The following is a 21,176-nucleotide window of genomic DNA, read 5'->3' on the forward strand; positions in this document are numbered from 1 at the left end:
ATGAAAATCGCCCTCGACCCGTACATGCACCGCCACCTGAGCCTGCCGGATCTGTGCCGTAAGACCGCCGAGCTTGGCTACGAGTACCTGGAGCTGTCGCCACGGGAAGACTTCCTGCCGTGGTGGGTGCGCCCCCGCGCCCACAAGGAACGCATCGCCCAATTCAAGAAAGCCCTGCGCGACCATAACCTGCAACTGGCCTCGCTGCTGCCAATGTACCGCTGGGCCAGCCCCCATGAAGACGAACGCCGGGCGGCGGTGAATTACTGGAAAGAAGCCATCCAGATCGCCGTGGAGATGGGCTGCACGACCATGAATTCGGAGTTCGGTCGCGGGCCTTCACCGGATCGCGGGCACAAAGTCAGCTGCTGCGGGGGGCTACACAGCCATGAGTCCAGCGAAGCGGCCTGGTGGCGCTCGATGGAGGAACTGGTGCCGATCCTGGAAAGCGAGGGCGTCACGCTGAACGTCGAACCGCACCCGGAAGACTGGTGCGAAACCCTGCACCCGGCCCTGGACATGCTCAAGACCATCGGTTCGGACAACGTCAAGTTTCTTTACTGCACGCCGCACACCTTCTATTTCGGCGATGACATGAAGGCCATGATCGCCGAGGCCGGGTCGATGATCGCCCATGTCCACATCGCCGATACCTACAACCACAAGGCCTCCTCCGGCCTGCGCTACATCGTCAACCCACCAGGTGCCAAAGTCACCGTCCACCAGCACATGGACATGCACCAGGGCGAGATCGACTGGGACCTGTTCTTCAGCGAACTGGCCAAGACTGGCTTTGACGGCATCGTCACCGCCTGCGTGTTCGGCTGGGAAGAACGGGCGGATGAATCCGGGCGCTTCATGCGCAAGGAAATCCAGGCCTACGTCGATAAGTACTTCAGGTAGACGCGTTCGTCACTCCAGTAATTGAACGATCCGCGGCTCTATCGCGCTTGCGCTCACCTCGAGCAAGGCCAGCGTCACCGGTAGCTTGAACCGCCGCCGGCCGGCGCTGCCGGGGTTGAGGTACAAACGTTCGCCGCGCCACTCGATGCCTGGCTTGTGGGAGTGGCCGGTGATCACCAGTTTCACTCCCGGTTCGAGCACCGCCGGCACATCAGCGATGTCATGCACCAGCAAAACCATCCACCCGCAGAGCTCGAATTGCAGGCGGTCGGCAAGCTGCCCAGCCCAATCGGCCCCCAAGTCGTTATTGCCACGCACCACGTGCAATGGTGCGATGGATGCCAGTTGATCCAGGATCCCGTGGCTGCCGATGTCACCGGCATGGATGATCCGATCACATCCCTCCAACGCTGCCAGCGCTTGCGGACGGAGCAGACCGTGGGTATCGGAAATGACGCCAACCTTCATGAGCGGTCCCCTCGCAGAAAACAGCGGCTACCGTGCAGCCCAACGGGAGCAAGCTTGCGCGCCACAATGACTCAGGCAAACCCTGGAAAGCAGCATGGCTTGACCGACAGCTATTAGGCACTAACCGCGAGCGTTTGTGTCCTTACTTTAACGCCTGATATCTACCCACGCGTGTCACCGCACATGCCGGCCGCGTCGCAGCTAGCTAACGTGCTGAAATCGAATAAGATAGGCTCCGCCTCAATCGTGCGCAGACCCGTCGTAGAAGGAAATATTGATGCTCGGACGCAAACGCCCAGAGCCAAGGATTGCCAACCCTGATGAGGCCTTTTCCCCCGAGGCTGCACGGACCGGAGCGGCATTGCGGCTTACCGTAAGCTTCATGCTGGTGGTGGTTATCGCCTTCCTGGCCGTTGAAGGCTGGCGGACCTGGCGCGATTATCGTGCCGCGTTTTCGTCCGCGCGCGACTCCGTGACGAATCTGGCGCGGGCCACGGCGCAGCACGCCGAAGACACCATCCGGCAAGTGGATGTGGTGACTGCCGCGCTCAGTGAGCGGGTAGAAGGCGACGGTCTCCCGAACATGGACATCCCGCGCATCCATAAGCTGCTGGTACAACAGTCCGCCATCATGCCGCAACTGCACGGGCTGTTTATCTACGGCCCGGACGGCCAGTGGATCGTGACGGACAAGGAAGTGACCCCGGAACCGGCCAACAACGCCGACCGCGATTACTTCCAGTACCACCGCACTCACGCCGATCGAGGCGTGCGTATCGGCGAGGTGATCAGGAGTCGATCCACCAACGACCTGATCATCCCCATCTCCCGACGCCTGAACAATCCTGACGGCTCGTTCGCCGGCGTGTTGCTTGGCACGGTCAAGGTCAGCTACTTCGTGGACTACTACGGCGACTTCAAGATCGACGACAAGGGTGCGCTGGTCCTGGCCACGCGAAGCGGGACCATTCTGGTACGCCGGCCCTTCGTCGCCTCGGTGGTCGGCAAAAGTCTACTCAATAGTGTGATCTTCAAAAGCTATCTGCCCACTTCGAACCAGGGTGTCGCAGAGGCCAAGGCTGTCATAGACGACACCGAGCGGCTGTACGGCTACAGGGCCCTGACCACCTACCCATTGGTGGTAGAGGCCGGTCTATCCCGGGAATCCATCATCGCCCCCTGGCGTCGCGACCTGCTCAAGACCAGCTTCGTGCTGATTTTCCTGATCGTGATACTCGTTGGCTTCGGGCTCATCGTGTTGAGCCAGTTGCGCTACCGGATGACCATGGAAAAACAGATCCGCAGCGCACACCAGGCCATGCGGGACATGGCGTTGACCGACAGCCTGACCGGGCTGGGCAACCGCAGGCGCCTGGACATTACATTGGCTGATGAGATTCGCCTGGCCAAGCGCCAGGGTTCTTCCCTGGCGTTGATCATGCTCGATGTCGATTACTTCAAACGCTTCAACGACAAGTATGGCCACGCCGCCGGGGACGACTGCCTGCGCGCGATTGCCGGTGCGATCCAGAAGACCATCAAGCGACCGGGTGACCTGGCCGTCAGGTACGGCGGCGAAGAGTTCACCGTGTTGCTTCCCCACACCGACAGTACAGGTGCGACCAAGATCGCCCAAGAGATCCTGCAATCCATCCGGGCGCTGAACATCGAACACGTCGACCACCCATTGGGCATCGTTACCGCCAGCGCGGGCATCACCACCAGCGAGCCGGGCAGCGAGGACATGACCCCGGCCATGCTGATAAAGGCTGCCGACGCTTTTTTGTACCTGGCGAAAAACACTGGGCGAAATCGCTGGTGCAGCGCCGGTGCGTCCCAGGGATGACGCCAGCGGGACAACCGCGCATCGGTCCACATCACACGAACCCAAGTCCACAGGTGCCGACCAGGTGCCTGGCGGCTACAATGGTCGCTTCGTCCGTGACCAGCCTGATAAAAAATACATGTCCTTGCCCAAACATCATCTGGAACTGCTCAGCCCCGCCCGCGACGTAACCATCGCCCGCGAAGCCATCCTGCATGGCGCCGACGCCGTGTACATCGGTGGCCCGAGTTTCGGCGCGCGTCATAACGCCTGCAACGAGGTGGGTGATATTGCCCGATTGGTGGAGTTCGCCCATCGCTACCACGCCCGTGTGTTCACCACGATCAATACCATCCTGCACGACAATGAGCTGGAGCCGGCCCGTCAGCTGATCCACCAACTGTACGATGCCGGTGTCGATGCGTTGATCGTCCAGGACCTTGGGGTAATGGAGCTGGATATCCCGCCCATCGAGCTGCACGCCAGTACCCAGACCGACATCCGTACCCTGGCACGGGCGAAGTTCCTCGACCAGGCCGGTTTCTCGCAACTGGTGCTGGCCCGCGAGTTGAACCTGCAGGAAATCCGCGCCATCGCCGACGAGACCGAGGCGGCCATCGAATTCTTTATCCATGGCGCGCTGTGCGTGGCCTTTTCCGGCCAGTGCAACATTTCCCACGCCCAGAACGGTCGCAGCGCCAACCGTGGCGACTGCTCCCAGGCCTGTCGCCTGCCCTACACCCTCAAGGATGACCAGGGCCGGGTGGTCGCCTACGAAAAACACCTGTTGTCGATGAAGGACAACAACCAGAGCGCCAACATCCGTGCCCTGGTGGAAGCCGGCGTGCGTTCGTTCAAGATCGAAGGGCGCTACAAGGACATGGGCTATGTGAAGAACATCACCGCCTATTACCGCCAGCGCCTGGACGACGTCCTCGAAGACCGTCCGGACCTGGCCCGCGCTTCCAGCGGCCGCACCGCACACTTCTTCGTGCCAGATCCGGACAAGACGTTCCATCGCGGTAGCACCGACTATTTCGTCAGCGAGCGCAAGATCGACATCGGCGCCTTCGACTCCCCGACCTTTACCGGCGTGCCGGTGGGCGTGGTGGAGAAAGTCGGCAAGCGCGACCTGCAAGTGGTGACCTTCGACCCGCTGTCCAACGGCGACGGCCTCAATGTGCTGGTCAAGCGCGAAGTGCTGGGGTTCCGGGCCAACATCGCCGAGCCCAAGGGCGAATTCGAAGAGGACGGCCAGAAGCGTTACCGCTACCGCGTCGAGCCCAACGAGATGCCCGCAGGTATGTACCAATTGCGCCCCAACCATCCGCTGAGCCGCAACCTGGACCACAACTGGCAGCAGGCGCTGCTCAAGACCTCCTCCGAGCGCCGCGTGGGTCTGTCCTGGGTGGCGCGCCTGCGCGAAGAACGCTTGGAACTGACCGCCACCAGCGAGGAAGGCATCAGCGCCAGCGTGGCCCTGGATGGACCGTTCGGCCTGGCCAACAAGCCGGAGCAAGCGCTGGAGCAGTTGCACGACCTGCTCGGGCAATTGGGCACGACCGAATACCACGCCACCTCGACCAGGCTGGATGCGCCCCAGGCGTACTTCATTCCCAACTCGCAGCTCAAGGCATTGCGTCGCGAAGTCATCGAGGCCTTGACCGCCGCCCGCATCGAGGCCCACCCGCGTGGTGGCCGCAAGGCCGAGACCAGTCCGCCACCGGTGTACCCGGAGTCGCACCTGTCGTTCCTCGCCAACGTCTACAATCAGAAGGCCCGGGACTTCTATCACCGTCACGGCGTGAAGTTGATCGACGCCGCGTTCGAGGCCCACGAAGAAACCGGGGAAGTGCCGGTGATGATCACCAAGCACTGCCTGCGCTTCTCGTTCAACCTCTGCCCCAAGCAGGCCAAGGGCGTCACCGGCGTGCGCACCAAGGTCGCGCCAATGCAACTGATCCACGGTGATGAAGTACTGACGCTGAAGTTCGACTGCAAACCCTGCGAGATGCATGTGGTGGGCAAGATCAAGGGCCACATCCTTGACCTGCCACTACCGGGCAGCACCGCGCAGCCAGTGGTCGGCTACATCAGCCCTGAAGACCTGCTCAAGACGATTCCTCGCGCGCCGCATTGAGCAACGCCAACCTGTGGGAGCAGTCTTGCTCCCACATTGGCCTTTGGGTAACTGCAGAATTTGTATCCAGCGCAAATCCCCTGTGGGAGCGAGCTCGCGATGGCGTCACCAGGATCAGTATTGATGCAAACTGACCCACCGCTATCGCGAGCAAGCTCGCTCCCACATTGGGTTTTGGGTGGCTGGAATAAATTTTTCATTTCTGCGCCGTTTTTGCCTCGCTGTGCGACAGATTTTTCCTCGGGACTCCCCCAGCGCTTCTTCGCAATGTTAGGTTGTAAGGGTTTGTGTCATCAAATCAGACACTTCTCTCTCAACTGCCTGCAAAGGAATGCCCCCAGCAATGGACTTCTCCCTCAAGCACCTGGCCGTGACCACCCTGCTCCTGTCCAGCCTCGCATCAATCACCACCCCGGCATTTGCCAATATCAGCGCGCAACAGAGCGCGGCCATTGTCAAAACCTTCTCTGACACCTCAGTCACGGATTTCCGGCAGTTCCTGGCAAGCGTGGCCAAGAACGACGTGGCCAAGACAGCCAACCTCGCCCCAGCTATCAGCGCCTTCCTCGACAACAAGCCGCTTTCGGCTGAACAGCAGAACGAAATCCATCGCCTGCTGGGTCTCTATGCCCGGGTGAAGTACGGCAACGCAGCCACCGAGACGTTGAAAGAGCTGGTAGCGATCCCGACCTTTCGCAAGGACGGCGTTGCCCAGCACGAGAACCCGGAGTTCCTCAAGATCGCCGACAAGATCAAAAGCCTGGCCGAATCTTTCAACCTGAACTTCCGCAACATCGACAACCGCGTCTATGAGATTTCCCTCGAAGGCAGCGGCGACGAAGTCGTGGGCATTCACGCCCATGCCGACGTGGTGCCGGTGACGCCGGAAAACTGGGTGCTCAAGGACGGCACCCGGCTCGATCCGTTCAAGGTCACCCTGGTGGGCGACCGCATGTATGGCCGCGGCACCGAGGACGATAAGAACGGCATCGTGGTGGCGCTCTATGCCATGAAGGTCATCAAGGAAGAGAAGCTGCCGCTGGCGCGCAATTTCAAGCTGCTGGTCGACACCACCGAGGAAACCACTGGCGACGCGATCCCCTATTACTTCGAACACAACCCAACGCCCAACTACAACCTGGCGCTGGATGGTGGTTATCCGGTCGTGATTGCCGAAAAAGGCTACGGCACGGTCATGGCGAACTTCGCCCGGCGCAATGCACAGGGCAAGGGCGCTGAGATCACTGCGCTGACCGGTGGCCTGGCCACCAACCAGATTCCGTCGACCTCGGTAGCCACCTTTGCCAGCGACAAGCCGGCCGAACTGGCCGCCAACCTGCTCAAGGCCGGTAGCGACTATGCCAAACGCAATGGCGGCAACTTCGAGGTGTCCAGCCAGGTCGTCGGCAAGGAGGTCAAGCTGACCTTCACCGGTGTATCGGCGCACTCCTCCGAACCCGAGTCAGGCGTCAACCCGGTGGCGAGGATGCTGGACTTCATCAACGGCCTGGGCGGCAAGGTCGCGCTCAAGCACAACCACATCACCGATGCCGCCCGCTATGCCGCCGACAACTGGGGCCTGGACTACCTGGGTAACAAACTGGGCATTGGTTTTTCCGACGCCTTCATGGGGCCGCTAACGGCGTCCCTGACCTATGTCGGCATGGATGACAAGGCTTTCAAGCTGGCGGTCAACCTGCGGGTACCGGTCGGCAAGTCCACCGAAGCGCTCAAGACTGAAATCGCCGATAAGCTCGCCGCCTGGAGCAAGAAGTCCCACGTCGCCGTAGCCTTCGATTATTCCATCGATGAACCGATGTACCGCAACCCTGAAGGCGAATGGGTCAAGGCGCTGCTGGCCGTGTCCACCGAGAACCTGGGCATGGAACACAAGTACGGCACCTCCGCCGGCGCCACTTCGGTTCATGACTTGCCCAACGGCGTGCAGTTCGGCCTGGCCATGCCTGACGTCAAGTACACCGGTCACAACGACAACGAGTTCAAGACGGTCGAGCAGTTCCTGCTGGACCTGCAGATCGTGACCGAGATGATGGGACGGATCGGGCAGTTGCCGAAGCTCTAAGACAAGTGTGATCCATTGTGGCGAGGGAGTTTGCTCCCTCGCCACAGGTTTATTTCATTCCTTCAGGTGGGTTGCGCTTGGGTCGATGACCTTGGCCGTAATGTCCACCAGCTCCAGCCCCCAATCACCATGCAGGTACCAGTCCTCGCCGATCATCTCGGCCGGGTGCATCGTTCGGTCGGCCCCGTTACCACAGGCCAGCGCACTGGTCGCACAGTAACGATCACAGCCCCAGCAAATGCGCTCGGGATGTTTGGGACTGATGGGAAAAGGCTTTGCCATGACGACCCCGTATAACCGGTGGGTGTAGCCGTACCCTACCTCGTAGAGGCGCAGTGGCCCTTGATTCTGATCAAGAACCGCCGAGCCTGAGTGAACTGCTGCTGGCGAGCGTAAATTAACGCTGAAAATTGACAAGAATCATTATTATTCGCAGCGAAGCCTCCTAGACTCGGCCATCCCTTAGTCGTCCAGGAAGTCAGCATGCGTACCCTTGCCCCTCTCTCTATCGCCCTTCTGTTTCTCTCCCCCCTGGCCCAGGCCAAGGAATACCCCATCGGCGAACCGCAGATGTGCCCCGGGCTGGAGGTCGGTGCGGTGTATTTGCAGCCGATTGAAATGGCCCCGGCCGGAATGATGCGGGCCACGGCCGATTCCGATGTCCACCTGGAAGCCGACATCCGCGCCACGGCGGACAACAAACAGGGCTTCCAGGAAGGCAGTTTCGTGCCCTACCTCAATGTGTCGTTCCAACTGAAGAAGCAAGGCAACGACACCGAGCTCAAGGGTGACTTCCACGCCATGGTCGCCAACGACGGGCCGCACTATGGCGACAACGTGAAGTTGCTCGGCCCTGGCAAATATCAACTGACCTTCACTGTCCTGCCACCCGGCGGCCATGGCTCCCTTGGCCGGCATACCGACAAGGAAACCGGCGTGGCGCCCTGGTTCGAACGCTGCGAACTGCATTACGAATTCGTCTACGCCGGGATCGGTAAAAAAGGCGGGTACTGAGCATGAGCCGCTCATCCTGCCCACGGCGCGGCGCGGCTCATCGACGCCTGGCCTGGTTGACGCTGGCCGGCTTGATGCTGCCCTCGATCGCCCATGCCGAACTGCCGACCTACGAGTTGAGCATCCGCGACGGGCATTTCACGCCGCCGCAACTGGAAGTACCGGCCGGGCAGCGCTTCAAGATCGTGCTGAAAAACGTCGGCCAGGGCCCGGCGGAGTTCGAGAGCACGCCACTGCGGGTGGAGAAAGTGCTGTCCCCCGGCGTTACCACGTTTGTGGTGATCCATCCGCTGCGCCCCGGGCGCTATCCGTTTTTCGATGAATTCAATCCGCAACTGCCCGAGGGCGGCATCCTGGCCCAGTAGTCGGCCAGCAGGAGGCGTTTGCATGACTCAATCGATGTTTATTGTCTGGCGCGAAAGCGTCGAGGCGCTGTTGGTGATCGGTATTCTCCAGGCCTGGGTCGGCCGGCAGCAACAAGCCAGCCAACTGCTGCGCTACCTATGGGCCGGCGCGGCGTTGGGCCTGCTGCTTTCCGGCGTATTGGCCGGCTTGATTCTGCTGGCTGGCGAGGCCATGAGTGGCGCGGCCAACGAATGGTTCCAGGCGTCATTGGCACTGATCGCAAGCTTGCTGATCGTGCAGATGGTCGGCTGGATGCACCGTAACGCGAGGACGCTCAAGCAGGACCTGACGCGCCACGCCGATCAACGCCTGAGCCGCCAGGGTGGCCTCGGCTTGATGGTACTGGCGTTGCTGGCGGTCAGCCGTGAAGGCAGTGAAACCGTGGTCTTCCTGTACGGCGCCGGTGCCCGCCTGCAAGGCTCGCAACTGGGTCTGTTCGCCGTCGGGGCAATCGCTGGCCTGACACTGGCGCTGTTGACTGTTTCCTTGCTGCACAGCACTCGCCGGTTCATCTCGTGGCCGCGTTTTTTTGCCATCAGCGAAGCGATCCTGCTGCTGTTGGGAGCCGCGTTGCTGGTCAGCGGTATCGAGCGGATCGGCGGGCAACTGCTCGGCATGGACTGGCCGGACGCAGTGTATCGCGGCATTGGCGAGGCGCTTTGGGACAGCAGCGCGATACTGGACGACGGCCATGGTTTCGGTGGATTCCTGGCTGACTTCACCGGCTATCGCGCCAGCCCCAGTGCGCTAACGTTGCTGGTGTGGCTCTGCTATTGGGGTGTCGTCGCGGGTTGGCTGCGGCCACGCAAGGCGCAAGACCTGCCATGTCCGACCTGAACCCTTGGCTCCAGCGCCTGGGCGACGGCATGAGGCGCCACGGTGCAAGCATTCGCGCCGTGCAATGGGCGGTGGTGCTGTTTTACGCAGTTCTGCTGGTGATACCGGCCCTGTTGCCATTGCCCGGCAGCCAGGCGCGCCTGTTCGACAACCTGACGCTGCTGGCACAGTTTCTGTTCTGGGGCCTGTGGTGGCCGTTCGTGTTGCTGTCGATCGTGTTGTTCGGGCGGCTCTGGTGTGGCGTGCTGTGTCCCGAAGGCGCCTTGAGTGAATGGGCCAGCCAGTACGGCAAGGGCCTGGGCATGCCCCGCGGGTTGCGCTGGGCCGGTTGGCCCACCGTGGCGTTCTGCCTGACCACCCTCTACGGTCAACTGATCAGCGTCTACGACTATGCCCAGGCTGCGTTGCTGATCCTGGGTGGCTCGACCGTCGCCGCGGTGATCGTTGGCCTGTTGTTCGCCCGCGGCAAGCGGGTGTGGTGCCGTTACCTGTGTCCAGTCAGCGGCGTCTTCGCCCTGCTCGCCCGTTTGGCGCCAGTGCATTTCCAGGTGAACGAACAACGCTGGCTGGAAAACCCCGCTCCACGGCGCCCTCCCCCCAACTGCGCGCCCTTGCTGGACATCCGCCGTATGCGCGGTGCCGCCGATTGCCATGCCTGTGGTCGCTGCAGCGGCCAACGCGATGCGGTGCGCCTGATTGCCCGCTCCAGTAATGAGGAAATCCTTCACTCTACCGCCAACACGCTCTCGCCCTGGGACGTTCGCTTACTGTTGTTCGGCGTCATCGGCCTGGCCATGGGCGCCTTTCAATGGACTGTCAGCCCTTGGTTCATTGCCCTCAAGCAAAGCCTGGCGCAATGGTTGGTCGCGCATGGATGGTTCTGGGCCTTACAGGACAACGCACCTTGGTGGCTGCTGACCCACTATCCGCAACTCAACGACAGCTTCAGTTGGCTCGATGGCTTTTGCATCGTCGTTTATCTGGGCATGAGTGCCTTGTTGCTGGGCACTTCGCTGATGCTATTGATGCGCCTGGCGGCAAGCATTTCGGGTGATCCCGCACAGTATTGGCCCTTGGCCATCACCTTGACGCCCCTTGGCGGTGCAGGACTGTTCCTCGGCTTGTCGGCCACCACGGTCAAGCTGCTGCGTTATGAAGGACTGCTGCTGGAATGGGTGCAGCCGGCACGGGCTGGGTTGCTGGTGCTGGCGATCGCATGGAGCCTGTGGTTGGGCTGGAAACGCCTGGGGCAGATGACTGCATCACCGATTCAACGACTGCCAGCCATGGCCTGCCTGGTCCTGGCCAGCGGCTTGGTGGGCTACGGCTGGTGGTTGCAGTTCTGGGGGTGGTGATCACCGCTCCAACACCTGAACTCCCACATTGGATTTATGTTGCCCACAACATTCAGACACAACACAAAACCCTGTGGGAGCGAGCTTGCTCGCGATGACATCGGCACCTCCAACATCACTGCAATCTGACCCTCCGCCATCGCGAGCAAGCTCGCTCCCACAGGGGATTTGCGGTGAGGTCGATTGCCGTGAAGCCTGGCAGTGCCTCGCCTACACCTTGAACCGCGCCACCGTCTCATGCAGTGAACCGGCCATCTGCGCCAGGTCCTGGCCGGCCGTATCGGTGTGTCGGGCGCCCAGCAGCACCTGTTCGGACAGGTTGCGAATGCCCACCAGGTTGCGGTCCACCTCTCGGGCCACCAGGGCCTGCTGTTCCGTGGCGCTGGCGATCATCAGGTTGCGCTCGTTGATCTGCGAAATCGAATGGGCGATTTCATCCAGAGCATCGCCGGAACGCTGGGCCACTAGCAGAGTGGCCTGCACCAGTTCACTGTTGTTTTGCATGGAGGTCACCGCGTGCCCGCTGTCCAGGCGGATATTGCCGATCATGTCCTCGATCTCCCGGGTCGAAACCTGGGTCCGATGGGCCAGAGCGCGGACTTCATCGGCGACCACCGCAAAACCACGCCCGGCATCACCCGCGCGAGCCGCTTCGATGGCAGCGTTCAGGGCCAGCAGGTTGGTTTGTTCGGCAATGCTGCGGATCACATCCAGCACCGAACTGATGTCCAGCACCCGCCCGGCCAATTGCTGGATGCGCTCGGAGCTGTCCGTCACGCCGTCCGCCAACGCCGTGATGGACGCGACCGTTTCCTGAACCTGTTCACGGCCACGCTGGGCGGTTTGCTCGGATACTCGCGAAGCTTCGCTGGTGCTCACGGCATTGCGCGCCACTTCATCCACGGCGGCGGTCATCTGGTTCACCGCCGCCGCGGCCTGTTCGATTTCCTGCCCTTGCAACTGCAAGGTGCTGTTGGTCTGGCTGCTCACCGCGCTCAACTCTTCGGAGGAACTGGCCACCCGATCCACCGAGGCGGCAATGTGCCGGACCATGCTGTTGAGGCTCTGCTGCATGTCGTGCATGTTGCTCATCACGCTGTCGTTGGCGCCGACACCCACCGGCACGCGGATCGTCAGGTCGCCCTGGGCGATAAGGTTCAGCACCCGCGCCGCGTCATTGGGCTCACCGCCCAAGGGACGGGTCACGCTGCGGGTCACCAGTGTCGCGACGAGGCTCACCAGGGCCAGGCAAGCCAGCACCAACGCCAGCATGTTGCGCCGCGCCTCGCTGTAGCGCGCCTGGGCCAACTGTTCACGTTCGACAAAGACCTTGCCCTGCATCGCCATCATCACATCCAGGCTCTTGTACACCTCAAGCTCTGCCGGCATCACGCCTTGCTTGAGCTGTGTCATCGCCTCGTCCGTCGCGCCCTGGCGGATCAACGCCTGCACCTGGACGAACGCCGCCACATAGGCCTCGCGGCGCTTCTTCAACTCGGCATACGCGGCCTTGCCTTCGGGCTGATCGAACAACGGCTCCAACGTGGCGAAGGCCTGGGTGATGCGCTGCCGGGTGGTATCGATCGATTGCTGGACTTGCGCATTGTTCTTGTCGATCAACAAGTCCCGGGTGTTGCGGGCGTTATCGCGCACGCCCGTGGCGATGACCATGATCGGATCGATCTTCGGCCAATCCTGTCTGACGATCTGCTCGGCCTGGTCGCGCAGCATCGCCAGGTCGCTCAAGGCGTACAGCGCCAAGGCGATCAAGGCCAATGGAGCGATGGCGAAGCCGATCACGATACGTTGGGCAGTGGTGAGTCTGGTCATATCAAATGCTCCCTGTTCAACTACCTGCCAACTGGCAGCGCATTTGAAAACCTTGGAAAAAGTGTGGCCCGGTCATCCCGGGCCGCTGTCGGTCGTTCCGCCCTGCGCTCGTTCAACTGCGTAAGACGAACGAGGGGAACAACTCGCGCATGGCGGCCCACAGCTCAGGCTGCAAGGCTTGTGCCGAGACGCTGGAAAGATGGGGATCGAGCATCCGCGCGGTGCGCACCAATTGCACGGCGAACCGGCTGACACCGCGCTCGCTCAACCGTCGGGCCAGGGTCAGCAGTCGTTCGGGGTCAAACAGGTGCCAATGCACGGTGGTGCGGCATTCATAATCCACACCGCTGGCCAGCAGGTGGTCGAGGCTGCGCCAGTTGGCGGCGCCGCTGCCTTCGACCCGGGTCACGTCCAGGGCATCTTCGGGCAAGGCCTTGATGTCGAACCCCACCCAGTCGGCTTGCCCGACCACTTTGGCGAAGGCCGCCGGCTTGATTCCAGCGCTGTGCAGGCCGATGCGAAACCCCATCTGCCGTACCTCGTCCATGGCCGAGGCCAGGCCGTCCTGCAAGGTCGGCTCGCCGCCGCTGAACACCACGGCGTCGAGCAAGTCCTGGCGACGTTGCAGGAACGCCAGGACCCGACACCAATCCACCTCCTCGCTGCCGCGCGGCGGGATCAGTTGCGGGTTGTGGCAGTAACGACAACGCCAGGCGCAGCCCTGGCAAAACAGTACGCAAGCCAATTGGCCCGGATAATCGAGGGTGGTCAGGGGCACCATGCCCCCGACCCGTAGCACTCGACTCATGGACGCCCGGCCGCGCTTTCGGTGAAGTGCAGCCGTTCGCGATGCTCAGACTGCTTGCCCGGGTTGAAGGCCGCCACCGGGCGGTGATAACCCATCACGCGGGTCCAGACTTCGCAACGTTGACGCTGTGCCTGCGGAAGAGATTGTGATGCGTTCATGGATGAAGCTCCTTGCGGTCGATGGATCGGGTCAGTGAACGCTGCCTGCCAACTGCTGTTGCAGCAGCAAGGCTTCGTCGCATTTGGGGCAGAACTCGTGTTCGCCGGCCAGGTAACCGTGCACCGGGCAGATGGAAAAGGTCGGCGTGATGGTCAGGTACGGCAGGCGGAAACGTCCCAGGGCCTTGCGCACCAGTTGCTTGCAAGCCTGAGTGGAGGAAATCTGCTCGGCCATGTACAGGTGCAACACGGTGCCCCCGGTGTACTTGCATTGCAGTTCGTCTTGCAGCTCCAGGGCTTCGAACGGATCGTCGGTAAAACCCACCGGCAATTGCGAAGAGTTGGTGTAGTACGGCGCAACCGGGCTGCCGGCCTGCAGGATATCGGGGTAGCGCTTGAGGTCTTCCTTGGCGAAGCGATACGTAGTGCCTTCGGCAGGCGTGGCTTCCAGGTTGTAGAGATGGCCGGTTTCTTCCTGGAAACGCAGCAGCGTGGCCCGCACGTGATCCAGCAGTTTCAGGGCGAACGCCCGGCCCTGCTCGGTGTGCAGGCCTTGCTGGTCATCGGTGAAATTGCGCAGCATTTCGTGCAAGCCGTTCACGCCGATGGTGGAGAAGTGATTGCGCAAGGTACCCAGGTAGCGCTTGGTGTAGGGGTACAAACCGGCGTCCATGTGGTGCTGGATGACCTTGCGCTTGACCTCCAGGCTCTCTTTCGCCAGCTCCATGAGGGCATCGATGCGTTGCAGCAACGCACTGGTATCGCCCTTGTACAAGTAACCCAGGCGTGCGCAGTTGATCGTCACCACCCCCAGCGAGCCGGTCTGTTCCGCCGAGCCGAACAGGCCGCCACCGCGCTTGAGCAGTTCGCGCACGTCCAGCTGCAGTCGGCAACACATCGAGCGCACCTGGTTGGGTTGCATGTCCGAATTGAGGAAATTCTGGAAATACGGCAGGCCATAACGGGCGGTCATTTCGAACAGGCGGTCGGCGTTCTCGCTGTCCCACGGGAAGTCATGGGTGATGTTGTAGGTCGGGATCGGGAACGTGAACACTCGCCCTTTAGCATCACCGGCTTGCATCACCTCGATGTAGGCGCGGTTGATCAGCTCCATTTCCACTTGCAGGTCGCCATAAGCGAACGGCATTTCTTCGCCGCCGATCACCGGGATCTGCTCGCGCAGGTCCTGCGGGCAGACCCAGTCGAACGTGAGGTTGGTGAACGGCGTTTGCGTGCCCCAGCGCGACGGTACGTTGAGGTTGTAGATGAACTCCTGCAACGACTGGCGAACCTCGTCGTAGCTGAGTTGGTCCTTGCGCACGTAGGGCGCCAGGTAGGTGTCGAACGAGCTGAACGCCTGGGCCCCGGCCCATTCGTTTTGCAGGGTGCCGAGGAAATTCACCATCTGTCCCAGGGCGCTGCTCAGGTGCTTGGGTGGCCCGGCCTCGACCCGGCCTGGCACGCCGTTGAGGCCTTCGTGCAACAGGGTGCGCAAGGACCAGCCGGCACAGTAGCCGGCGAGCATGTCCAGGTCGTGGATATGCAGGTCGGCCTCGCGGTGGGCCTGGCCGATGGCCTGGCTGTAGACCTCATCGAGCCAGTAGTTGGCGGTGACCTTGCCCGATACATTGAGGATCAGCCCGCCGAGGGAGTAACCCTGGTTGGCGTTGGCTTGCACGCGCCAGTCTTCACGGTCCAGGTATTCGTTCATCGAGGTGGCGACTTCCACCAGGGTGCGGCGATCCCGGCGCAGGCGGCCGTGTTGCTCGCGATAGACGATGTAGGCACGCATGGAGAGGAAGTAACCGGCGTCCATCAGCACTCGCTCGACGCGGTCCTGGATCTGCTCGACGTTCAACCGCGCTTGCCCTTCCAACCGCGCCAACACCGCCTCCAGCAACCCTTCGGCTTCGGCTTCAGCGTACTCACCGGTGGCCTTGCCGGCAGCGATCAGCGCTTGGCGGATCTTGTCCGCATCAAAGGCGACCACGCTGCCATCGCGCTTGTGCAAGCGGTTACAGCCTACTGAGATCAACGTGCTCTGCATTTTGGCTCCAGACACTACATATAGATTTTTAAAATCTTTAAAACACAACATGCAGTGGATAGTACGGACAAAGGCACGGGTTGCAATTGATCGATATCAAGAATCGAGGGTGGGTCAGCAGCATTGAGGTTGACCTTGCTGCCGCCATCGCGAGCAAGCTCGCTCCCACATTGGTTTTCAGGTGACTGCGATTTCTGCGTACACCACAAATCTCCTGTGGGAGCGAGCTCCCACATTGGTTTCAGGCGACTGCGATTTCTGCGTACACCACAAATCCCCTGTGGGAGCGAGCTTGCTCGCGATGGCGGCGGTACATTCAACATATGCAGTGAAGCTCACCCCCCACTCATGTTCATGAACCGCACAATCTGCACTTCCCCGCCAGGGCTGAAGTCGTGGCGCAGGGGTTTGCCGCGCAACGCCTGCTGCACCGCCTGGATCAGTGGCTGGTCGTCCAATGGATAGCGGCGCAGCAAGCCGCGCAGGTCGAGGGAATCCTCTTGCCCGAGACACAACAGCAAGCGCCCTTCGACAGTCATGCGCACACGGTTGCAACTGGCGCAGAAGTTATGGGTGTTGGGCGATATGAAACCGATCCGGGTATCCGGATGCCGTTCCAAACGCACATAACGCGCCGGCCCGCCGCTGTTCTCGGCACTGTCGAGCAGTCGGTGATGATGGGCGATCTGCGCCCTTACCTCATCGCTGGAACAGAACGCCTCACCCCGGGAACGCCCGACCTCCCCCAAGGGCATTTCCTCGATGAAACTGATATCGATCCGTTGTTCGATGGCGTACTGCACCAGCGCCGGGACTTCATCGAAGTTGCGCCCTTTCATCACCACGCAGTTAAGTTTGATCCGTTCGAACCCGGCCGCCTTCGCCGCCTCAATGCCGGCCAGCACCTGGTCCAGGTTGCCGTTGCGGGTGATCGCCCGAAAGCGTTCCCCGTCCAGGCTGTCGAGGCTGATGTTCATGCGTTTGACCCCAGCATCGACCAGCGGCTGGGCCAGGCGCCCCAGCTGCGAGCCGTTGCTGGTCATCACCAGTTCCCGCAAGCCGGGCAATGCCGCGATCTCGCGACACAGCCCGACAATGCCCGGACGGATCAACGGCTCGCCACCGGTCAGGCGTATTTTCTTCACCCCCAGGCCGACGAACAGCCGTGCCAGCCGTTGCAACTCTTCCAGGGTCAACACCTGCTGGCGCGGCAGGAAGGTCATGTTCTTCGCCATGCAATACACACAGCGAAAATCACAACGATCGGTCACCGACATCCGCAAATAATCGATCTGGCGCCCAAACCCGTCCTGCAACACGGCGTTCATGTATATCCCCCGATTGAGCCAGTGCTCACTGCACCAGCGGCGAGTCGGCACCCTGAAGATGAATGCCACGGATGTCCGCCGCACCGATCAGGGTTTGCAGGTACTGCACCAACGCTTTTTGCCACACGCCCTGCTGCAACTGGGTACGAATCGCCGTCGCCACCGCCTCGTAAGGCAACGGCTGGCCTTCGATACGCTGGTCGATACTGATCACGTGCCAGCCATAACGGCTTTCCAAGGGTTTGCTGGCCAGGCCCGCTGGCAAGGTGAACAATTGGCGCTCCAGCTCGGGCACGGTCTGGCCCTTGCTGATCTGCCCCAGTGAACCGCCCTGCTCCTTGGACGGACACGCCGAATGTTTCAGCGCCAGTTCGGCAAAGCTGCCCGGGAACTGGTCCAGCCGCTCCAGTAGCAATTCGGCCTGGACGAGGGCCAGGCTGCGCGACTCGGCATCGTCCGGCGCACATTCGAGCAGGATGTGCCGTACCGCCAACAATGGGGCGCTATGAAAGCGCGCTCGATTGCTCTCGTAGTAACGCAGGCAAGTCGCCTCGTCACAGTTCGGCACCTGAACCTCACGTTCAAGGAGCAGCCGCGTGGCCGCCTCCTCTTCGTTTTCACCGGCGCCGACCTGCAGCGCCAGGCCCAACTCGGCGATACGCTGCTGAAGCAGTTCGCGTATCACCAAGGCCCGCGCGGCCTGATAGACCGCATCCTCGCGACTGTCAGCCGGGTGATATTGCAGTTCCTGGGCCATCGCCTGTGGGGTGATCGACACCCCGTTGACGCTGATGATCGGCCACTCCTGCTCACTGCTGGCGATCAATTGGGGGGCTTGATCAGCCGCCACCGGCTCGGCCTGGGCCGGTTCGAACTGCACCGCCCCGGCCGGTTCGACATCGGCAACCGGCGCGCTCACCGGTGCCGCTTTTGCCGAAGAACCGCAGCCGCCACTGCCGCCACCACTACCGCCACATCCGCATCCACTCGCCATGATCTTCTCCTCAAAACTTCTGCCGAACGATTTGATAACGACGTCCCAGGTACCAGACCGGCGCACTGACGATATGGACCAGACGAGTGAACGGGAACAACACGAACAAGGTCAGGCCCAGCACCACATGGAGCTTGTAGACCAGGCCCACCGGCGCTATCGAGGTGGCTGCTTCCACCGGACGCAACAGCACAGTGTTCTGGGCCCAGTCGGCCAGCATCACCATCACCGAACCGTCCATGTGCGCGGTCGAAGCGACGATGGTCATCAGCCCCAGCACCAGTTGCACCAGCAGTACCACCAGCACCAGGATGTCCGAGACATTGGAGGTGGCACGGACCCGCGGGTCGGTCAGGCGGCGGTTAAGCAACATCACCAGGCCGATCAGGCCCAGCACACCGAAGAAGCCACCGGAAACCATGGCCAGCAACTGCTTGTTCTCGGTGCTCAGCACATGGTGATAGATCGCCGACGGCGTCAGCAGGCCGACAAAGTGCCCGGCCAGCACGAACAGCACGCCGACGTGGAACAGGTTGCTCGCCACCCGCATGCCGCGCTTGTTCAGCATCTGGCTGGAACCGGCCTTCCAGGTGTACTGGGACAGGTCGAACCGTGCCCAACTGCCGAGCAGGCAAATCGCCAAAGCGACATAGGGGTAGACCCCGAACAACAACAGATCCCATTTAGACATTGCCCACCTCCCCGGCTGGCGCTGCGGCCAACCCTTCATGCTGAAAATCCACCCAGTGCAACGGCACCGCACTTTCATCCCGCGCCTTGCCCGGCGCGCTGGGCAGCGAACTGCAACGGTCCTGCTGTTCGGCCTTCATGAAATCCACTGCCTCTTCTTCCCAGATCTTGTCCAGGGCTTCGAGGGAGTCGTCCCGTGGCTCGGCCTTCACTTGCTCGCGCAGCTCGGCCACCGCCACCTGAGGCTCGGCCCCAGCGATTTGCAGCAAGGCCCGGAAGCAACTGGCGTAGGCGCTTTCACGCTCGTCCAGGCGCGCCGCAAGCAAGGCCAGCAGGTGCGCCACATCGGCCAGGCCCTCGCGGGCCTCGATGTCTTCACGAGTGGACAGGAACTCCAGGTACAGCGGGATGTAATCGGGCAGCTCCTTGACGCCGATGGCAAAGCCGGCCTCTTCGTACTGGGCCATCATGTCCACCATGGCCTGACCGCGGTCGCGGGACTCGCCATGGACATGTTCGAACAACAGCAGCGACAGGGCGCGGCCGCGACCGAACAGCGCACCGTAGTGTTCCTGCCCGTCCATCAGGTCCTTGCCGCAGATCACCTCGAGCAACTCGAACAACCCGGCGCGCTGGTTCGGACTGATTTCCCGCGCTTGGAGAATCGCTTGTTCCAGCTCGTCCCGACCGGCCACCAGGGTCTCGGTCGGGTAGTCGAGCAGCAACGAAATCACCTTGAGAATGCGCATGCTCATTCCTCCCACAACTGCACGGTTTTGATCACATCGCGGCGATTGGCCTTCTTGCCGCCGAACATGTTGGTGTCGGAACTGCCGCTGCAACCGCTGCCGAAACTGAAACCACAACCGGAGCGTTCGGCGAACGCATCGCTCATGGCGTCTTCGCGGTGGGCGCTTGGCACAACGAAACGATCCTCGTAGTTGGCGATGGCCAGGTAGCGGTACATCTCTTCCACCTGGTTCACGCTCAAGCCAACGTCGGCCAGCACTTGCAGATCCTGCACGCCGTCCACTTGTTCGGAACGCTTGTAGGCACGCATAGCCAGCAGACGCTTGAGGGCGCGCTTGACCGGTTTTTCATCGCCGGCGGTGAGCATGTTCGCCAGGTAACGCAGCGGGATGCGCAGGCTGTCGACGTCCGGGATCACTCCGTTCATGCCCACGGTGCCAGCGGCGGCCGCATTCTGGATTGGCGACAGTGGCGGCACGTACCAGACCATTGGCAAAGTGCGGTACTCAGGGTGCAGCGGCAGCGCGAGTTTCCAGTCCACGGCCATTTTGTAGACCGGCGAGCGTTGCGCTGAATCGATCACCGACTGCGGCACGCCATCGGCCAGGGCCTGGCGAATCACCGCTGGGTCATTCGGGTCGAGGAAAATCTCCAGTTGTTTCTCGTACAGGTCCTGCTCATTGGCGGTGCTGGCCACTTCGCTGATACGGTCGGCGTCATACAACAGCACACCGAGGTAGCGAATCCGTCCGACGCAGGTTTCCGCGCAGACGGTCGGCATCCCGGCTTCGATGCGCGGGTAGCAGAAGATGCATTTTTCCGACTTGCCGCTCTTCCAGTTGAAATAGATCTTCTTGTACGGGCAGCCGCTGATGCACATGCGCCAGCCGCGGCACTTCTCCTGGTCGATCAGGACGATGCCGTCCTCTTCGCGCTTGTAGATCGCGCCGCTTGGGCAGGACGCCGCGCACGCCGGGTTCAGGCAGTGTTCGCACAGGCGTGGCAGGTACATCATGAACGTGTTTTCGTACTCGCCGTAGATGTCCGCCTGGATCTTGTCGAAGTTCTTGTCCTTGCGCCGCTTGGCGAATTCGGTGCCGAGGATTTCCTCCCAGTTCGGGCCCCATTCGATTTTCTGCATGCGCTTGCCGGACACCAGCGAACGCGGCCGCGCGGTGGGCTGATGCTCGCCCAGCGGTGCGGTGTGCAGGTGCTGGTAGTCGAAGTCGAACGGTTCGTAGTAATCGTCCAGGCTCGGCAGGTCCGGGTTGGCGAAGATGTTCGCCAGCACGCGGAACTTGCCACCGATGCGCGGGTTGATCGAACCGTCGGCGTTGCGGATCCAGCCGCCCTTCCACTTGTCCTGGTTTTCCCATTCCTTGGGGTAGCCGATGCCCGGCTTGGATTCAACGTTGTTGAACCAGGCGTATTCCATGCCTTCACGGCTGGTCCAGACGTTTTTGCAGGTGATCGAGCAAGTGTGGCAGCCGATGCATTTGTCCAGGTTCAGGACCATGCCGATTTGTGAGCGAATCTTCATC

Annotated in this window: 19 protein-coding genes; 8 read left to right on the forward strand and 11 right to left on the reverse strand. The window is 61.6% G+C overall.

All coding sequences use genetic code 11. The annotated features are described in order from the left end of the window. Positions 1 to 903: a sugar phosphate isomerase/epimerase gene (locus SGN16_RS16250; protein WP_335945183.1), complete on the forward strand. Its 903-nt coding sequence runs from the start codon at positions 1 to 3 to the stop codon at positions 901 to 903. A 9-nt stretch (positions 904 to 912) separates the two neighbouring features. On the opposite strand, the gene SGN16_RS16255 is transcribed toward SGN16_RS16250, so the two are convergent. Next, positions 913 to 1,371: a metallophosphoesterase family protein gene (locus tag SGN16_RS16255; RefSeq protein ID WP_335945182.1), complete on the reverse strand. Its 459-nt coding sequence runs from the start codon at positions 1,369 to 1,371 to the stop codon at positions 913 to 915. Positions 1,372 to 1,648: 277 nt separating this feature from the next. Here SGN16_RS16255 and SGN16_RS16260 point away from each other — a divergent pair, with 277 nt between their 5' ends. From SGN16_RS16260 to SGN16_RS16270, 3 genes are all read left to right on the forward strand, one after another. Beyond that, positions 1,649 to 3,217 carry a sensor domain-containing diguanylate cyclase gene (locus tag SGN16_RS16260; protein ID WP_335945181.1) on the forward strand — a complete coding sequence of 523 codons (1,569 nt, stop codon included), beginning with the start codon at positions 1,649 to 1,651 and terminating at the stop codon, positions 3,215 to 3,217. A gap of 118 nt (positions 3,218 to 3,335) precedes the next feature. Next, positions 3,336 to 5,336 carry a U32 family peptidase gene (locus SGN16_RS16265; RefSeq protein WP_210639048.1) on the forward strand — a complete coding sequence of 667 codons (2,001 nt, stop codon included), beginning with the start codon at positions 3,336 to 3,338 and terminating at the stop codon, positions 5,334 to 5,336. A 343-nt stretch (positions 5,337 to 5,679) separates the two neighbouring features. Further along, on the forward strand, positions 5,680 to 7,419 hold the full coding sequence (locus tag SGN16_RS16270; RefSeq protein ID WP_335945180.1) for a dipeptidase: 1,740 nt from the start codon (positions 5,680 to 5,682) through the stop codon (positions 7,417 to 7,419). 54 nt (positions 7,420 to 7,473) lie between these two features. Here SGN16_RS16270 and SGN16_RS16275 read toward each other — a convergent pair whose 3' ends face one another. Further along, positions 7,474 to 7,701, reverse strand: coding sequence for a DUF3079 domain-containing protein (locus SGN16_RS16275; protein ID WP_210639050.1), 228 nt, complete (start codon positions 7,699 to 7,701; stop codon positions 7,474 to 7,476). A 201-nt stretch (positions 7,702 to 7,902) separates the two neighbouring features. On the opposite strand from SGN16_RS16275, the gene SGN16_RS16280 reads away from it, so the two are divergent. From SGN16_RS16280 to SGN16_RS16295, 4 genes are read left to right on the forward strand one after another with little or no spacing between them, the layout of a single operon-like run. Further along, entirely contained in the window at positions 7,903 to 8,433 is a 531-nt protein-coding gene (locus SGN16_RS16280) for an iron transporter (RefSeq protein ID WP_210639051.1), read from the forward strand. A gap of 2 nt (positions 8,434 to 8,435) precedes the next feature. Next, positions 8,436 to 8,798 (forward strand): cupredoxin domain-containing protein, encoded by a 363-nt coding sequence (locus SGN16_RS16285; protein ID WP_210639052.1) that lies wholly within the window; start codon positions 8,436 to 8,438, stop codon positions 8,796 to 8,798. A 22-nt stretch (positions 8,799 to 8,820) separates the two neighbouring features. Continuing rightward, on the forward strand, positions 8,821 to 9,675 hold the full coding sequence (locus SGN16_RS16290) for an FTR1 family protein (RefSeq protein ID WP_335945179.1): 855 nt from the start codon (positions 8,821 to 8,823) through the stop codon (positions 9,673 to 9,675). Beyond that, positions 9,663 to 11,030 carry a 4Fe-4S binding protein gene (locus SGN16_RS16295; protein WP_210639054.1) on the forward strand — a complete coding sequence of 456 codons (1,368 nt, stop codon included), beginning with the start codon at positions 9,663 to 9,665 and terminating at the stop codon, positions 11,028 to 11,030. Before SGN16_RS16290 ends, SGN16_RS16295 begins: the two co-directional genes overlap by 13 nt. Before the next feature lie 210 nt (positions 11,031 to 11,240). Here the strand turns inward: SGN16_RS16295 and SGN16_RS16300 are convergent, their stop codons facing one another. The 9 genes from SGN16_RS16300 to narH form a co-directional block, all read right to left on the reverse strand. Next, a complete protein-coding gene (locus SGN16_RS16300; protein ID WP_210639055.1) occupies positions 11,241 to 12,860 on the reverse strand; it encodes a methyl-accepting chemotaxis protein in 1,620 nt (539 codons plus the stop codon). A gap of 112 nt (positions 12,861 to 12,972) precedes the next feature. Next, positions 12,973 to 13,668, reverse strand: coding sequence for an anaerobic ribonucleoside-triphosphate reductase activating protein (locus SGN16_RS16305; protein WP_246883013.1), 696 nt, complete (start codon positions 13,666 to 13,668; stop codon positions 12,973 to 12,975). Then, complete coding sequence (gene nrdD / locus SGN16_RS16310) at positions 13,665 to 13,826, reverse strand: anaerobic ribonucleoside-triphosphate reductase (protein WP_135845159.1); 162 nt, start codon at positions 13,824 to 13,826, stop codon at positions 13,665 to 13,667. The genes SGN16_RS16305 and nrdD overlap by 4 nt, the downstream gene beginning before the upstream one ends. A 31-nt stretch (positions 13,827 to 13,857) precedes the next feature. Beyond that, positions 13,858 to 15,873, reverse strand: coding sequence for a ribonucleoside triphosphate reductase (locus SGN16_RS16315; RefSeq protein ID WP_335945178.1), 2,016 nt, complete (start codon positions 15,871 to 15,873; stop codon positions 13,858 to 13,860). A gap of 335 nt (positions 15,874 to 16,208) precedes the next feature. After that, complete coding sequence (gene moaA, locus SGN16_RS16320) at positions 16,209 to 17,201, reverse strand: GTP 3',8-cyclase MoaA (RefSeq protein ID WP_335945177.1); 993 nt, start codon at positions 17,199 to 17,201, stop codon at positions 16,209 to 16,211. Between the two features lie 25 nt (positions 17,202 to 17,226). Continuing rightward, a complete protein-coding gene (locus SGN16_RS16325; RefSeq protein WP_335945176.1) occupies positions 17,227 to 18,195 on the reverse strand; it encodes a peptidylprolyl isomerase in 969 nt (322 codons plus the stop codon). 10 nt (positions 18,196 to 18,205) lie between these two features. Beyond that, complete coding sequence (gene narI, locus SGN16_RS16330) at positions 18,206 to 18,886, reverse strand: respiratory nitrate reductase subunit gamma (protein ID WP_210639059.1); 681 nt, start codon at positions 18,884 to 18,886, stop codon at positions 18,206 to 18,208. Next, on the reverse strand, positions 18,879 to 19,634 hold the full coding sequence (gene narJ, locus SGN16_RS16335; protein WP_210639060.1) for a nitrate reductase molybdenum cofactor assembly chaperone: 756 nt from the start codon (positions 19,632 to 19,634) through the stop codon (positions 18,879 to 18,881). The genes narI and narJ overlap by 8 nt, the downstream gene beginning before the upstream one ends. A 2-nt stretch (positions 19,635 to 19,636) precedes the next feature. Further along, on the reverse strand, positions 19,637 to 21,175 hold the full coding sequence (narH, locus tag SGN16_RS16340; RefSeq protein WP_025213361.1) for a nitrate reductase subunit beta: 1,539 nt from the start codon (positions 21,173 to 21,175) through the stop codon (positions 19,637 to 19,639). Position 21,176 lies beyond the last annotated feature (1 nt).

Source organism: Pseudomonas sp. G166 (assembly GCF_037027455.2).
Classification (GTDB): Bacteria; Pseudomonadota; Gammaproteobacteria; order Pseudomonadales; family Pseudomonadaceae; genus Aquipseudomonas.

Bases quoted from the DNA above. Each gene is read 5' to 3' on its own strand.
- SGN16_RS16325 (WP_335945176.1), bottom strand. From the start codon at position 18,195: ATGGCGAGTGGATGCGGATGTGGCGGTAGTGGTGGCGGCAGTGGCGGC.
- SGN16_RS16290 (WP_335945179.1), top strand. From the start codon at position 8,821: ATGACTCAATCGATGTTTATTGTCTGGCGCGAAAGCGTCGAGGCGCTG.
- moaA (WP_335945177.1), bottom strand. From the start codon at position 17,201: ATGAACGCCGTGTTGCAGGACGGGTTTGGGCGCCAGATCGATTATTTG.
- SGN16_RS16260 (WP_335945181.1), top strand. From the start codon at position 1,649: ATGCTCGGACGCAAACGCCCAGAGCCAAGGATTGCCAACCCTGATGAG.
- SGN16_RS16300 (WP_210639055.1), bottom strand. From the start codon at position 12,860: ATGACCAGACTCACCACTGCCCAACGTATCGTGATCGGCTTCGCCATC.
- narI (WP_210639059.1), bottom strand. From the start codon at position 18,886: ATGTCTAAATGGGATCTGTTGTTGTTCGGGGTCTACCCCTATGTCGCT.
- SGN16_RS16250 (WP_335945183.1), top strand. From the start codon at position 1: ATGAAAATCGCCCTCGACCCGTACATGCACCGCCACCTGAGCCTGCCG.
- SGN16_RS16305 (WP_246883013.1), bottom strand. From the start codon at position 13,668: ATGAGTCGAGTGCTACGGGTCGGGGGCATGGTGCCCCTGACCACCCTC.
- SGN16_RS16270 (WP_335945180.1), top strand. From the start codon at position 5,680: ATGGACTTCTCCCTCAAGCACCTGGCCGTGACCACCCTGCTCCTGTCC.
- SGN16_RS16265 (WP_210639048.1), top strand. From the start codon at position 3,336: ATGTCCTTGCCCAAACATCATCTGGAACTGCTCAGCCCCGCCCGCGAC.
- SGN16_RS16315 (WP_335945178.1), bottom strand. From the start codon at position 15,873: ATGCAGAGCACGTTGATCTCAGTAGGCTGTAACCGCTTGCACAAGCGC.
- SGN16_RS16275 (WP_210639050.1), bottom strand. From the start codon at position 7,701: ATGGCAAAGCCTTTTCCCATCAGTCCCAAACATCCCGAGCGCATTTGC.
- narJ (WP_210639060.1), bottom strand. From the start codon at position 19,634: ATGCGCATTCTCAAGGTGATTTCGTTGCTGCTCGACTACCCGACCGAG.
- narH (WP_025213361.1), bottom strand. From the start codon at position 21,175: ATGAAGATTCGCTCACAAATCGGCATGGTCCTGAACCTGGACAAATGC.
- SGN16_RS16295 (WP_210639054.1), top strand. From the start codon at position 9,663: ATGTCCGACCTGAACCCTTGGCTCCAGCGCCTGGGCGACGGCATGAGG.
- nrdD (WP_135845159.1), bottom strand. From the start codon at position 13,826: ATGAACGCATCACAATCTCTTCCGCAGGCACAGCGTCAACGTTGCGAA.
- SGN16_RS16285 (WP_210639052.1), top strand. From the start codon at position 8,436: ATGAGCCGCTCATCCTGCCCACGGCGCGGCGCGGCTCATCGACGCCTG.
- SGN16_RS16255 (WP_335945182.1), bottom strand. From the start codon at position 1,371: ATGAAGGTTGGCGTCATTTCCGATACCCACGGTCTGCTCCGTCCGCAA.
- SGN16_RS16280 (WP_210639051.1), top strand. From the start codon at position 7,903: ATGCGTACCCTTGCCCCTCTCTCTATCGCCCTTCTGTTTCTCTCCCCC.